This is a genomic window from Nostoc sp. ChiQUE01b, from assembly GCF_034531255.1.
Taxonomy (GTDB): Bacteria; Cyanobacteriota; Cyanobacteriia; order Cyanobacteriales; family Nostocaceae; genus Nostoc.
On sequence record NZ_JAVRBM010000099.1, the window covers coordinates 1 to 13983 of the forward strand.

General features: G+C 41.2%; 12 protein-coding genes. 6 read left to right on the forward strand and 6 right to left on the reverse strand.

The features are described from left to right. Positions 1-35: 35 nt before the first annotated feature. Positions 36-1616: a filamentous hemagglutinin N-terminal domain-containing protein gene (locus tag RMY63_RS35960; RefSeq protein WP_322733278.1), complete on the reverse strand. Its 1581-nt coding sequence runs from the start codon at positions 1614-1616 to the stop codon at positions 36-38. Between the two features lie 104 nt (positions 1617-1720). Between RMY63_RS35960 and RMY63_RS35965 the strand changes: the two genes are divergently transcribed. Continuing rightward, positions 1721-3052 (forward strand): cytochrome P450, encoded by a 1332-nt coding sequence (locus RMY63_RS35965; protein WP_322733279.1) that lies wholly within the window; start codon positions 1721-1723, stop codon positions 3050-3052. 523 nt (positions 3053-3575) lie between these two features. Here RMY63_RS35965 and RMY63_RS35970 read toward each other — a convergent pair. Both RMY63_RS35970 and RMY63_RS35975 read right to left on the reverse strand, forming a co-directional pair. Next, entirely contained in the window at positions 3576-3788 is a 213-nt protein-coding gene (locus RMY63_RS35970) for a hypothetical protein (protein ID WP_322733280.1), read from the reverse strand. A 1083-nt stretch (positions 3789-4871) separates the two neighbouring features. Further along, positions 4872-5168 carry a hypothetical protein gene (locus RMY63_RS35975; protein ID WP_322733281.1) on the reverse strand — a complete coding sequence of 99 codons (297 nt, stop codon included), beginning with the start codon at positions 5166-5168 and terminating at the stop codon, positions 4872-4874. A 185-nt stretch (positions 5169-5353) separates the two neighbouring features. Between RMY63_RS35975 and RMY63_RS35980 the strand changes: the two genes are divergently transcribed. Beyond that, positions 5354-6283 (forward strand): hypothetical protein, encoded by a 930-nt coding sequence (locus tag RMY63_RS35980; RefSeq protein WP_322733282.1) that lies wholly within the window; start codon positions 5354-5356, stop codon positions 6281-6283. A gap of 60 nt (positions 6284-6343) precedes the next feature. Here the strand turns inward: RMY63_RS35980 and pyrC are convergent, their stop codons facing one another. Both pyrC and RMY63_RS35990 read right to left on the reverse strand, forming a co-directional pair. Further along, positions 6344-7399 (reverse strand): dihydroorotase, encoded by a 1056-nt coding sequence (gene pyrC / locus RMY63_RS35985; RefSeq protein WP_322733283.1) that lies wholly within the window; start codon positions 7397-7399, stop codon positions 6344-6346. 300 nt (positions 7400-7699) lie between these two features. Further along, a complete protein-coding gene (locus RMY63_RS35990) occupies positions 7700-8629 on the reverse strand; it encodes a GIY-YIG nuclease family protein (protein ID WP_322733284.1) in 930 nt (309 codons plus the stop codon). Positions 8630-8787: 158 nt separating this feature from the next. Between RMY63_RS35990 and dinB the strand changes: the two genes are divergently transcribed. The 3 genes from dinB (at position 8788) to RMY63_RS36005 (ending at position 12909) form a co-directional block, all read left to right on the forward strand. Continuing rightward, on the forward strand, positions 8788-9894 hold the full coding sequence (dinB, locus tag RMY63_RS35995; RefSeq protein ID WP_322733308.1) for a DNA polymerase IV: 1107 nt from the start codon (positions 8788-8790) through the stop codon (positions 9892-9894). A gap of 75 nt (positions 9895-9969) precedes the next feature. Then, positions 9970-11517 carry an FAD-binding domain-containing protein gene (locus RMY63_RS36000; protein WP_322733285.1) on the forward strand — a complete coding sequence of 516 codons (1548 nt, stop codon included), beginning with the start codon at positions 9970-9972 and terminating at the stop codon, positions 11515-11517. Positions 11518-11592: 75 nt separating this feature from the next. Continuing rightward, on the forward strand, positions 11593-12909 hold the full coding sequence (locus tag RMY63_RS36005) for a glycosyltransferase (protein WP_322733286.1): 1317 nt from the start codon (positions 11593-11595) through the stop codon (positions 12907-12909). Positions 12910-12915: 6 nt separating this feature from the next. Here the strand turns inward: RMY63_RS36005 and RMY63_RS36010 are convergent, their stop codons facing one another. Beyond that, on the reverse strand, positions 12916-13569 hold the full coding sequence (locus RMY63_RS36010; protein WP_322733287.1) for a TetR/AcrR family transcriptional regulator: 654 nt from the start codon (positions 13567-13569) through the stop codon (positions 12916-12918). Positions 13570-13702: 133 nt separating this feature from the next. Here RMY63_RS36010 and RMY63_RS36015 point away from each other — a divergent pair, with 133 nt between their 5' ends. Continuing rightward, the gene (locus RMY63_RS36015; RefSeq protein ID WP_322733288.1) at positions 13703-13951 is read left to right on the forward strand and encodes a Rieske 2Fe-2S domain-containing protein; all 249 of its coding nucleotides are present in this window, start codon (positions 13703-13705) and stop codon (positions 13949-13951) included. Positions 13952-13983 lie beyond the last annotated feature (32 nt).

The following is a 13983-nucleotide window of genomic DNA, read 5'->3' on the forward strand; positions in this document are numbered from 1 at the left end:
GCGATTAAACTTCTTTAAGTATATATGTACTATATTTAGATGCGTTCGCCCTGCCCATCTTGGACAAATAATATCGGAGTATTGATTTCTAAATTACCAGCATTACCACTACTAAAAGTGGCAGCTTGGATCAAGCTTGGTTCAAGAGAAATAGCTTCTTCTGTTACATTTATATAATTATTGGCATTTATAAATACATTGCCTCCATTACCATTTCCAAAAGTTAAAGAACCTAAGCTGCTTCCACTTTTAATATTGATAATCCCTGCTGTTAAATTGATATTTCCGCTATGCCCTAATAGCCTGGAACTAGAAATTGCAGCAAAAGAACCTTTGTTCTCTAATATAAATTCTTTTACCGTTCCTGAAATATCACCCCCGTTTCCAGAGCTATAAGCAAAAGTATTAATGCCCCCATACCCCAGAGGATTAGCTATAGAAGGAATAGAACCACTAACTTTTAAATAATTGGTATTGAATATTATTTTGCCCCCAGATCCACTATTAAAAGTTGTAGTAGCTATTTGTGCGCCTTCAATTTCTGCTTGATTAGCGCCGATTTCAATATTATCCCCTGGTATTCTACCGAAATTACTAGTAAAAATACCGCTAGTAATAAATTTTGACTCTCCTTGCACTCTTAAAATTCCAGAATTATTGAATATAATTCCTCTACTAAAATCATAGTTAACGTTTTGGCTAAGATTTTGACTAATAATTAAAGAGCCACTCAAAACATTTACATTCTTTCCTTGCACATTGATACTATTTGCTGTACCATTATTACTTTCAGCAAAAACCAAAGCATTATTTAAAAGCGTAATATCTGCAAAGCTTTGATTTCCTTTGTTGTTTAATATCCAATCTCTATCTTTTTGGTCAATAGTAACTTCTCCTTGTGCAAGACTTTGTAATTCAATTTTGCCGTTTTGTGTACTTATAATTCCTCCTTCTAATAATATATTTCCACCAATCAAAGCTAAAGTATTGCCAGGCTTAACTTGTAAGCCATTGGAAAAATTTTGAGCAGTTAAAGGAGAGTACACTTCAGAGCTATTAATACTATGCCCAGCCCCCTGAACTTTAATAACTCCAGAAATGCCTGCAAATTTTAGCCCAATAGGTACATTAATACTTAACAATGGTTCAGGTTGTGACAATTTATTAGCACTAAATTGTAAGCCATTACCAAAATCAATGCTGCTTGCAGTGCTAGCAATAAATGAACCACCGATGTCCAACTTTGCGTTTTCACTAAAAATAATTCCACTAGGATTAATCAAAAATAAGTTAGTTGTTCCGTTGGTCTTGATCAAACCATCAATATTAGAAGCTGATCCGCCTGTAACTCTACTAATGACGTTCTTAATATCAGTAGTATTATTAAAGAAAGCAGCATTACCACTAGGAAGAGAAAACTTCTGAAAGCTATGATATAAGTTAGCTGCTGCTCGTGTTCCTCCCTCAATAAAAATTATGTTATTTTCTGTTCTAACGTTACTGTTTTGTGGTAAACTTCCGTCTGGAATAATTTGGGCATTAGTAGAAAAAATATTTGTAAAATATATAGATAATGTTGTAAAAATAAGTTTAAGTAAATTGTATTGATATTTCATAAAACTCTCCTAAAAAAACCTTTGGAATTCTTCACAATTAAAATATTAATCTTTTCTTTTTTAAAGAAGCGCTAATATTAATATTAACATTATTATTGAATGATATGTCTCTTCCTAATGGGCCTCAAAATTCATCACTATTGCAAAGTATTCAATTTCTTATTCGCCCACTAGAAACTTTAGATAACTGGCATCAACAATATGGTGATACATTTAGAGTTTTAGGAAATGAACTACCTGCTACTATTTTTTTTAGTAGTCCAGAAGCCATACAAAAGATTTTTGCATCTGATTCTGATTATTTAACTTCTACTCGAAAAAATAATCTGTTGTCGGTAGTTTTGGGGGATACTTCTGTTCTCTTCCTAGACGGTGAACAACATCAAAGGCAAAAAAGAATTGTGATGCCTGGTTTTCATTCAGAGCGAATACGTGAATACAGTCAAAGGATTTGTGAAATTATTGAAGAAAGAATAAATGAGTTGACTAATGGAAAAATTTTTACTGTTTACTCATTTATGAAAGAAATTTCATTTCGTATTATTATTGATGTTGTGTTTGGACTAAATAATAGTACTCACTATAATCAATTGCATCAACTGCTTCGTCCTTTGTTCGATTTCTTCCACAATCCTTTAAATTCAGCATCGTTGTTATTTCTACCATTGTTTGTAAAGGATTATATATTTGGGAGCTTTGGAGATAGTTTTAAGAGTCAAAGGGAACGAATTCAAAAAATAATTTACGCTCTGATTAGAGAACGGAAAGCCGAAAACAGTTTTTCCCAAAAAGATATTTTAAGTACGCTTTTAAAAACCCATGATGAATCTGGTAAGCTAATGACAGAAAAAGAATTGTGTGATTCTTTATTAACGCTTGTATTTGCAGGTTATGAAACTACGACATCTGTTCTTTCTTGGGCACTCTATTGGAGTCATTATTTGCCAGAAGTTCAAGAAAAGCTCTTATCTGAACTTGCGCTAACTAGAGATATAAGTGAAATTGCACGATTGCCATATTTGAGTGCAGTTTGTTCTGAAACATTGCGTCTTTATCCAACATCGTTGAGTACCTTTTCACGTTTTGTACAAAAGCCTATAGAGATTATGGGCTATCACCTTGAACCTGGAACAATTGTGAATGTTTCTATTTACTTGGCTCATCAGAGGGAAGAAGTATATCCTGAACCCAAGCAGTTTAAGCCAGAGCGATTTTTAGAACGCCAATTTTCTCCTTTTGAATACTTACCGTTTGGAGGTGGTAATTACCGTTGTCTTGGTGCGGCTTTGGCACAGCTTGAAATCAAACTCATGGTAGCAACTATGCTGTCACGCTTGCAATTGGCATTAGTAAATCCTCGTCCCATAAAGCCCATACGACGCGGACTGATTATGGTGCCTCCAAATTTTGAAATGGTGGTAAGTGGAGTACGCTGACGAATAACGTTTTCATCAATACTATGTCAGGATGTTGACAACTCGCAACATCTCTGAAAATCTCAAAAATCTGTTCTGTGTAAGTCATGGCAATTAGACGGTCATTAATCAGGGAATACTAACTGGATTTGGCGCTATTACCAAAATCCTCTGTGTAAACAAAAAAGATTATAAAGTGCCATAACACAACTTCCTAGAAAAGTTCTTGATTTTAACCCGGAAGTTAACAGCCAATGAATAGCAAGCTGGTTCTAACTTTTCCCGTTAAGTCTTGAAATACTTGCTGGCAAAGGATTTAAGAAACAGCACAGCAAATACGGTACAGTTCATAACCGCAGTTTAGAAACTGAACTGCGAGCGTCTGTAGTCGAAAGCGCGAAGCACAACCTATCAGTTTTGAACACAAAGTTGAATTACCTCAAACGAACCAGCGACCTGCCCGAAAAACCAAACTGGCTATCAGATTTTGTCAGGTTAATCTCCGTACACCTTATCGTTTTGATAACCATAACCCACAACAGGTCTACGCTGTTGTGACTTGAAGAAGATTATGGACAGGTTGTCCAACTTTACCTTCCAAAAATACTAAAAAAATAACATCAAGGAAAACTAAGGGTTTCAGGCGACGTTTGTAGGACTGACGATTACCCGCTTGCTCCCCGCCTGGGGGGAGTAAATTGAGAACAGCGGGACACAAGCTGATTTCGGTAAAACAGACTTTTGTCATTATGTCCATTTTCTTCTTCCACTTTATGTATTATGTCCATTTTCTTTTTCCAAAATTCCGATTGCTGTATTCATTCCTTAACGAAGTTATAAGTATTTCAGCTTGTGATTTGTCCAACTTCTTCTTCCCAAACCTGTCCAAAATCTTTTTCAAGTCACAGCTGTTTATGCCACTGAGATTGGTTGTCCAGACAATGAATCACTTGTGGAATGGATGTTGCTAACAACGGAAGTTATTGCAGATATTCAGATGACTTCTACGATTTTACGCTGCTAAGCTAATCGTCATTCATTTTTCCAGGCTGATTCGCTTGGAGTAAAGGCTTCAGCCCTGGTGTTATGCAACTTAAATGCTCATTAGCTTACACGTATCGCTGGCGTGTTGAAGAATACCATAAAATTTTAAGTCAGGATGTCAGGTAGAAAAATATAGGCTTGCTGCTGAGGGCATGAAAACCCTCATTGGTTTCTTGAGTGTGATTGCTGCCCTTGCTTTTACAGTTGACTTATATCCACCGCACCCAGCCTTCAGCCCTGACCATTGAAATTTTTAATCCCCTTGAACTGAGGATTTTGAAAGCTAAATCTCCGAAACTACCCAAGGTGTTAACAGTTAGTTGAGCTGTGGAAGCGATCGCTCATCTTGGTGGTTTTGAGTGGGCGTAGTCGGTTATTCGTTTTAATAAGGCTGGGGATTTATTTCGGGTTTGTGCCCTGTGGTCAGTTTCGTTAAAATTACACAACCTTTGTGAAGGTTGGCAGCTTGCAAAACAGACTTAACGGGAAAAGTCAGCAAGCTGGTTGAGCCAAAATCCATATTTTTCGGGATGTTTTTGATTTTCTTGTGGAAGTTAAGAGATTCCTTAAATACCCTGGATATCTCACAAACTCTGAAAAAGAAGTCAAAAACTGTGAAAATGTATAGATGACAAGCATTTCAGCAGTTATAAACTATGGCCCAAGCAGCAAGGCGATCAATATCGAAACAATTCAGATTTAAGCAACCAACATAATAGCCTCCAGTCATAGTTAATTTTCAAGGTTTCGTTTTATTGCAAGCCCAAGTCCGACAATGCTTTGGTGAACAGATCGATCACAAAACCCCATCAACACGAAGATCGCGCCAGATTTCAGAGACTTGCCAGCCGGAGTTGCCAACGGATTGAACTAGAGGATAATAATCCCAGACTGGAAGATGAGTAGGATAATACTCTGTAATTGGGGTTTGTGGAGCTAAATTTGTTTGTTGCTCAATAGAGGGGCTAACAGTATCAATAATAGGTTGTGAATTGTCAACCGTATCAACTGCCGTAACTAACTGTGATGGAGACTCTGAGGCAGGAGTCTTCTTGATGATGAGTAAATCAGGCTTTTTGTTAATACGCTTCATATCCTGCTTATATTTTGTGATTTGAGGAAAAAAGTCAAAATGTGAAAGTTAAAAGAAATGCCAAGATATAAAAAACACGAAAAACCCCAATCTGAATAACAGAAATTGGGGATTAGTAATAACACTAGTACTATAATGACACAACTAAATACCACAAACGCTACCTTCAGACCGGAGGTGGCTCTATGACCCGCTCCCCCTCTCGTAAAAAGACCAGTGCCGCAACTTCCTCAAAACCAAAGTCAGCACTAAAGCCTGCAAAAGAAGAACAGGACAACCCAGGCTCAGTCACGGTTGAAGTGGCAGCGGTTGAAGTACCAGAACTTACCGAGGATGAACAGCGCGACCGCTTGCATTTAGAGCGAAAAGTCGAGCAGGCTTTTGTTGAAGCCGGCAAGGCACTCATGGAGTTGCGCGATCGCCGCCTTTACCGCTCCACGCATAAAACTTTTGAGGAATATTGCCGCGATCGCTTTGGTTATAGCCGTGATGCAGCCTACCTGAAGATATCTGCTACTACTGTATATGAGAATATTCAGAAATATTTGCCGACCATTGGTCGGCAAATTCCTCTTCCGACAAGTGAAAGACAGGTGCGCTCATTGGCTAAAGCCGAGCTAGAACCGCCTCAACAAGCGCATGTTTGGGAGCAAGCGGTAGAAGAGGCAGGCAATAAAATTCCCTCTGGTCGCATAGTTCAAAGTGTTGTAGATAGAATTCGAGAAGGAACTAAAGTCCCCAATCCCTACCGAGAGGGAGAAATCTGTGTTCTCTTACCCAAAGACAACCCTGAGTTGCGAGGTAAAAGCGGCTGCTGGGGCGTGATTACTCACGTTGGGGATTACAGTTGCACAGTCCAAACCTGGGATGAAGACTATACCGTAAAGATAGAACATCTCAAGTCTTTGGAACTCCTAGATGATGATTGTAAATTCATGCAACAGCTATGCCTTCGATTGCGGCGGTTACATCAAGTGGCAGACCATGATGTGTCTGTAGATTGGCTGTTGCAGGGGTTGGGAAAACAGGCGAAGCCGTATCTGTCAGCGTTACAGGCGAGGCTGTTGGCGGCAATGGAACGGGAGTATGGGCTGGATGGGAAGAAGAAGCAGTGATAGTGCAGCAAGTATTCATAACCGACAGGATTCCACAACGGCTGATGCACAATGCAAATGTCATACCATTTGCCATGTCATTTCCTGCCCCGCCCCCAAAGGTACAAGCCCAGATTCCATAAATGGAACTTCATCAGGAACGCGCCAAGTCGTTTTGGACAAGGTAATTCGCTCGGTATTACGCGGCAGTTGATAAAAATCTGGGCCATAAAAGCTAGCGAACGCCTCCAGTTTATCCAGGGCTTTGACGCTTTCAAATGCCTCGGCATACAACTCAAGGGCGTGCAGAGCCGAAAAGCATCCCGCGCAGCCACAGGAACTTTCTTTGCTGGTGCGGGTATGGGGAGCGCTATCCGTACCTAGAAAAAATTTCGGATTTCCCGATGTTGCCGCTTGCAACAAAGCCTGACGATGCTCCTCCCGTTTCAAAATGGGCAGGCAATAAAAATGGGGGCGAAGGCCGCCCTTGAACAGGGCATTACGGTTAAACAACAAATGTTGTGGCGTAATTGTTGCCGCGATGGTGTTGGCAGACAGGACATACTGCACCGCATCGGAGGTGGTGATATGCTCAAGCACCACCCGCAGGTTGGGAAATCGCTGCTTGAGTTCTATTAAATGTCGCTCGATAAACACCTTCTCGCGATCGAACGTATCAACATCGTTATCGGTCACTTCCCCGTGCAGTAATAACGGCATGTCCACCTGCTGCATCGCTTCAAAGACGCGATCGCACTTAAGAATATCCGTCACACCGGAGTCGGAGTTGGTTGTTGCACCGGCTGGGTAGTACTTGACAGCTTTGATAAACTGGGATTCTTTCGCCCGCAGAATCTCGTCGGGGCTGGTGTTGTCGGTGAGGTAGAGCGTCATCAATGGCTCAAACTGTTGGCCCTCTGGAATAGCCGCGAGGATGCGATCTCGATAGCAAGCCGCATCTGCCACCGAGCGGATAGGGGGCTTCAAGTTCGGCATGATAATCGCGCGGGCAAACTGACGCACCGTGAAGGGCAGAACCGCTTTGAGTGCTGCACCGTCGCGCAGATGCAGATGCCAATCGTCAGGTCGGGTGATGGTAAGCTTTTGCATCCTTTGATTATAACCCTCTTCTGTCACTTTCCGTACAGTCAATCTCTGAAAGCTTTATCAGTCAGTCAATACAGGCTTTCCTATTAGAAAAAAATAGGTCTTGTATTTGTTATTAGGAAATAATCTGGCGATCGCTTGCTATACAAAAGCTTTAGAATTCAGAAATGGCAAAAGTTTTCGGAGACTGACAGAAGAGGGATAAACGGCAACAAAGGCCTCATGAGAATAGGGGCGATCGTTGAGATCTGGTATGGGGCGGGCGATCGCCATTGAACCCAGGCTCTGATACGACGCTGCACTCCCGGATGATTGCTGAAACTCCTTTATTTATGTAATTGCAGCGATTTGCATTCCAGCGCTAAGAATGTCTATCTCAAATGGAGAAAGTACTTTAGATTTCATCTGCTGTAGCTCACTTAGGACAGCGTTAGCATCTGAGGGATTAAACTTGAAGTATTCAGTTAAACTGCCGATGCGATAATTGAAACTCTGATAACGGTGCTTGAAATATAGTTCAACATTACCTCGGTGTGCCCAAGTTCCAAGTATTTGAATTTCAACAGTTTTATAATGGTCAAGTAAATCTGCTTCTATTTCTACCAATCGCTGTTGGATAGGTCTAGTAGTAACTCCTATCTTGTACAAAGTGCCTTGATATATTTGAATTTCTAAGAAATAGAGAGTACAAGATAAAATTCGTTGAAATTGTGCGCGATAAAGCGTTAGGTCAGTAAGGCAATATAACATATCTGCTGCATTTTTATATAAAGCGTGTTTGGCTGCTAGCTCCAGTTTCAATAGCTTTTTAAGCAATAGTGGCTCTTGCACCTGGTTGAATAAATCAAATTCTAACGCTCCGACAGGAATTTTACCCAAATTCGTAAATTCATAAGCTGGAGGGGTTAAATAGACATTTTTGTGAAACATTCCAGCTTTGAGTAGCCCTGGAATAACTAAGCCAGGGCTAATAGGATAATTGATTGAACCGTATTCTTTCCATAGCAATTTTAACTGTGCTAAATCTTTACGCGATAGATAAATATTGAAATTATCGTACAGTGGTAAAATAAGGAAATCGCGCGTAGCTACAGGTAGGCAAGTGGCTGATGAATGAGCAAAGTGATGCTGTTTAACTTTGCCTTTTTTAGCAGTTAGCTCACCAGAACAGTAAGGGCAAAAAAGCTCAGTTTTACCACTAGTAACATCTTCAACACATATTAATGTCCCATCTGATGCCACACCATATTTGAGCCACATTTATCACGCTCACTTATTAATAGAAAAACTAACCGAAGCAGGTAGGTGAAAGTTCTATCAAGTCTTGAATAAATTGCACAGATGCTTCCATGACCCTTTGACTAGTGCTAGTGTACTATAGGATTGCTAGTTTAGAATTGACTCGCCTCAAAAATAGTGTGCAAAGCTACCCTTTTACAACTAGAAAAGTTATCCATGTAGACATGGACGCTTTTTACGCATCGGTTGAGCAACGGGACAACTCGCAATACCGAGGCAAACCATTAGTAGTTGGTGGCAGTCCAAATCAAAGGGGTGTGGTAGCAGCAGCCAGCTATGAGGCCAGGAAATTCGGCATCCACTCAGCAATGCCATCAGTCACAGCGATGGCTAAATGCCCCGAATTAATCTTTGTCAGACCGAGATTTGATGTCTACCGAGCAGTTTCAACTCAAATCCACGAAATATTCAAACGTTATACCGATTTTGTCGAAGGGGTAGCCCTAGATGAAGCATACTTGGATGTGACTGAGAATAAACAAAATATTACGTATGCTTCCACTATTGCTCGGTACATTAAAGCAGAAATACTCAAAGAAACAAACTTAACAGCAACAGCAGGCGTGTCGATTAATAAGTTCCTGGCAAAGATGGCATCAGGACAGAACAAACCCAATGGACTAACGGTGATTCTACCCCAGTCAGCTGAAGCTTTTGTGGAAGGGTTAGCGATTGAAAAGTTCCACGGCATTGGGGAAGTAACAGCGGCCAAGATGCACTCTCTGGGTATACATACTGGTGCAGATTTGAAAACGCGATCGCTGTCTGAACTGACTCAACATTTTGGAAAGGCCGGGCATCATTATTACAAAATAGCCAGAGCAGAAGATGACCGAATAGTTGAGGCGAACAGAGTCCGCAAGTCGGTTGGTGCAGAAACATCATTTGCGGTAAATTTAAGCTCTCGTGCTCAAATGCTACACGAACTCGAACAAATTGCTCTTTCTTGTCAGCAAAGGTTAGAACAACACTCCACAAGGGGACGCACGTTAACGCTAAAAATCAAATTTTCTGATTACCAACAAATCACGCGTAGCAAGACGATGCCCGATTACACCCGTGATTTAGAGGCTATCATTGCAACAGCTACAGCATTGTTTGAGGCAGTTGAGCTTGAGAATCGGAGCGTTAGGCTGTTAGGAATTGCATTGTCCAACCTGGAGAATGCAAAACAAACACAAGTGATTCAATTACCGCTGTTTGAATATTTGATGAATGAGTTGTAACCAATCTGATTGCTAGAGTAGAAAAACGTCAGAGGTATTTGGTACAAATGTATTGTAGGCTGAGAAAGTTGTACTATGCACCTTGTGTGGTTCCGTCGAGATTTGCGGCTAACTGATAACGAGATAGTGACGTTGGCAACTGCTGACGGTGCAGCAGTTTTACCATTGTTTATTATTGATCCTTGGTTTTATACCTGGGCTGATGTAGGAAAAGGGAGAGTCAGGTTTTTGTTTGAATCATTAGAAAATTTAGACAGGAACTTGAGAAAATTGGGAAGTCAATTATATTTATTTGAAGGCAATTCTAGAGAAATATTGCAAGAGTTGACTAAACAGTTAATGACCTGTGGGTATAAACCAAAGCTTTGGTTTAACCGAGATGTGCAGGTAGAGTACGGAATTAGTCGAGACAAAAGTGTAATCGATTTCTACAAAGAATTAAAACTTGATTACCACGTTGGGTTAAACAACTTTCTACAGTTGTCAGAAAAGCGCGATGAGTGGTTTGAGCAATATTATAATTACCAAAGACAGCCCCAACATCAAACACCTCAAACTATCAATACACCGAATTTAAAGGTTAACCTACCGCAGTTAACATTTGAAGAACTGAAACAGAAGTACCAAAATTTTTGGACAGTAGAAAAAGTTTACTTTTTGGGAGGAGAAACGCAAGCAATCTCTACATTAGACTCATTCTTGAAGAGTAGATATCAAGGGTATCATTGGAAGCTATCACGTCCGATGTTGTCACAGATGGGTGCAACATCACATTTATCTCCGCATCTGACTTTTGGAACTATTTCTGTTCGTAGTGTCTATCAAAGCACTAAAGCGAGGGCAGAAGAACTGAAAAGTCAGCCTGCATCAGACTTCTCCTTAAAAGCATTTCGTGACCGTTTGCGCTGGCATGATAGTTTTACACAGCGCCTTTATTTTCACCCAGAAATAGCTTACAAAAACCGTTACCCAGAATTTGATAGTTTGTACACACCAGAAGCATTATCGCCCGTAAAACAAGAATTATTTCAAGCGTGGCAACAGGGCCGGACAGGTTTTCCACTAATTGATGCAAGTATGCGGCAACTCAAAACAATGGGTTGGATGAACTTTCGCATGAGGGCAATGTGTGCCACGTTCTTGACAATTAACTGCGGGATTTCATGGCATCACGGTGCTAAACATTATATGAACTATTTAGTAGACGGTGATTTAGCAATTGATAATTGGCAATGGCAAATGCAGGCAGGTGTAACCAATCCATTAAGCGATACTTTTAGAATATATAACCCCAATAAAAATATTTCCGAGAAAGACCCAGACGGAAGTTTTATTTATTACTGGATACCAGAATTAAAGGGGTACAGCTTACAAGACATTCTTACTGAAAAATATGTTAGTAATAGTTCTTATCCACAAGCAATTTTAGATTGGTCAAAAACGCGTAAAGTGAATGGGAAAATCGTTTCTGATTTACGCAAACAAACAAAAGTGCGATTAATAAACCAAGGTGGAGATGAATATGAAAGTGCTGTGGTTGCTAAAAGCACTGTAGATAAATACTGGCAGCATAAAGATCAGGAATATCAGGAATATCAACAAAAACTGAAAAAGACAGAATAAGAGCGATCGCCCACAGCCATCCCCAATCCGATAAAATTCATCAGTAGAACAGAAGTTGCACCCCAAGGAAAGCAATTGAGCCAAAGTTTACCTACCCCACCGAAGCGAAAACTGAAGATTACCATCCTGACAGTAGGTTCGGTGGGCGATGTGCAACCATACTGTGCTTTGGGCATTGGCTTGAAACGTGCGGGGCATCAGGTAACGGTAGCAGCCAACGAAAACTTCTCCTCATTCGTGAGACAGTTTGATTTGGAGTTTGCCCCTATAGCTGACAATATGCAAGAGTTTCTGCAATCGAAGAAGGGACAGCGACTGATTGCCGGGGAAAAGCTCAGGCTAGAAGATGAAGAGAAACTGTTACGTCAACAGTTGCAATCGGCGATCGCTGCGTGTCAAGGAACAGAAGTAATCATCTACACGCCGTCCTCGAACTGGGGATACCACATCGCGGAGAAATTAGAAGTCCCCTGCTTCATGGCATCAGTTGTGCCGTTGACTCCCACAGGAATGTTCCCTTTTTTGAGATTCGCTCGAACAACAAAAAATCCGCTCAAGAAAGTTATCAACTACGCAAGCTACTTCATTGCAGAGTTCTTGCATTGGCAGCGATATCGCAAACTAATTAACCAATTCCGAACCGAAACATTAAAATTGCCGCCACTGCCATTTTTGGGCAGTCGGTTTAGACACAAAAGCCCAGCTAATGTATCAAGAATTCCTGTACTGTACGGCTTTAGCTCTCATGTTATCCCAAGACCAAGGGATTGGCCTGCGTGGGCGTATGTGACCGGGTTTTGGTTTATCGACCGTGCCGACGAATATGAAGATGAAGCTCCTGATGAACTGCTAGATTTTCTGGGACGAAAGCAAGCACCTCTATGCTTTGGATTCGGTAGTATGACGATGCCCAATCCAGAATATCTGACGTACTACATTGTGGAGGCCCTAAAGAAAACGCGACAAGGCGGCATCATACTGTCAGGCTGGGGGAACGTAGGTAAGATAGTCAATATCAAAGATTCGCTACGAGTGTTTGCCATGAGCGATGTTCCCCATGACTGGCTGCTGCCGCAAGTAAAAGTAATGGTGCATCATGGCGGTGCGGGTACAACGGCGGCGGTGTTACGTGCAGGGATACCCTCAATCGTCGTGCCCTTTTTTGCAGACCAGCCAGTTTGGGGTGAGATGCTAATGCGGCTAGAAGTCAGCCCCAAACCCATACCTTACAAGGAAGTATCAGAAAAAACTCTAGCGGCAGCGATTGAAGTTGTACTGGGTGATAAGGCGATGCTTCAAAAAGCCCAAGAGTTAGGGGAGAAGATTCGGGGTGAGGATGGTGTAGCGAATGCGGTTGAAGCATTCCATCGGTATTTGAGGTTGATTGAGTAAGTTGATTTATGATGTTGTGGCTCGTTTGACAGCTGCCAAAATAAAAGCAATCGCTTCAAGGGTATGTTCCTCAATCATGTCAGGACTGAGGCGATCGATCTCTGGCGTTAAATGTTTCCAGTTTTGATGAACTGTGAAGTAAAACAGGCAAACACTTAAGATATGGGTCAAAGCCAAAAACGGGTTGAGGGGGCGAAAATCACCTTCTACGATGCCTCGCTCTAAAATTTTGAGTAAATGTTCGTGAAGGCTGGCAACGTTACACTCCTTAAAGTATGCTCCTTGATTTTGGCTGGCTTCCTGAAACCACAGCATTTGACGTTGGGGATTTTGAGCTTCATTAGCAATAGCGATGCGAATAACCTGCTTGAGGGCTTCTTCAGGAGAGAGACTATCAAAATTAAATTGTCCAAGTATGGTTTGAACTTCATCAACCGGACGTTGTAAGACTGCCTTGTACAAGCTTTCCTTGCTCTGGAAATAGTAGTGAACAGTTGCAGTTGTCACCTTGGCAATTTGAGCGATCGCACTCAGGCGCGCGCCATTTAAACCATGCCGTGAAAATTCGGACTCGGCGGCATCCAAAATCTGCTGCTGTGTCATTTGAGCATCTCGAACTAGGCGAGCTGATTTGGCTGTTCGTTTACTGAGCTTAACCACTGCATTTGAATTTATGATTTGCCTTTATATGGTACCAAAGGGGTAGATAAATTGAAGAGATGAAAGGAGGGAATTGACTCTACAGCAAGGAATTGATAAGCTTACTAATTAATTAGTAAGTTATTGGCCAACTATGAAGCAATTGCTTGGCGCACCGTGGCTATTGGCACATCGTTGTATGCTTGAGCCTAATCAACCGAGGAAATTTACTTTATTGGGCAAGGATTACGTTCTTTGGCAAAACAACGACGGCGTGATTAATGCCTTACCCAACGCTTGCCCTCACATGGGCGCAATGTTATCAGAGGGTTGGTGTGTGAAGAAACCAGATGGTAGTAGTGTCATAGCCTGCCCTTTTCATGCATTAGAATTTGATGCTTAAGGTTGTACAGTTTTGCCTAATTCTCATAAGCA

Coding starts and splice junctions, on each gene's coding strand:
- RMY63_RS35960 (WP_322733278.1), bottom strand. CDS start 1,616: ATGAAATATCAATACAATTTACTTAAACTTATTTTTACAACATTATCT.
- RMY63_RS35965 (WP_322733279.1), top strand. CDS start 1,721: ATGTCTCTTCCTAATGGGCCTCAAAATTCATCACTATTGCAAAGTATT.
- RMY63_RS35970 (WP_322733280.1), bottom strand. CDS start 3,788: ATGGACATAATGACAAAAGTCTGTTTTACCGAAATCAGCTTGTGTCCC.
- RMY63_RS35975 (WP_322733281.1), bottom strand. CDS start 5,168: ATGAAGCGTATTAACAAAAAGCCTGATTTACTCATCATCAAGAAGACT.
- RMY63_RS35980 (WP_322733282.1), top strand. CDS start 5,354: ATGACCCGCTCCCCCTCTCGTAAAAAGACCAGTGCCGCAACTTCCTCA.
- RMY63_RS35990 (WP_322733284.1), bottom strand. CDS start 8,629: ATGTGGCTCAAATATGGTGTGGCATCAGATGGGACATTAATATGTGTT.
- RMY63_RS36000 (WP_322733285.1), top strand. CDS start 9,970: ATGCACCTTGTGTGGTTCCGTCGAGATTTGCGGCTAACTGATAACGAG.
- RMY63_RS36015 (WP_322733288.1), top strand. CDS start 13,703: ATGAAGCAATTGCTTGGCGCACCGTGGCTATTGGCACATCGTTGTATG.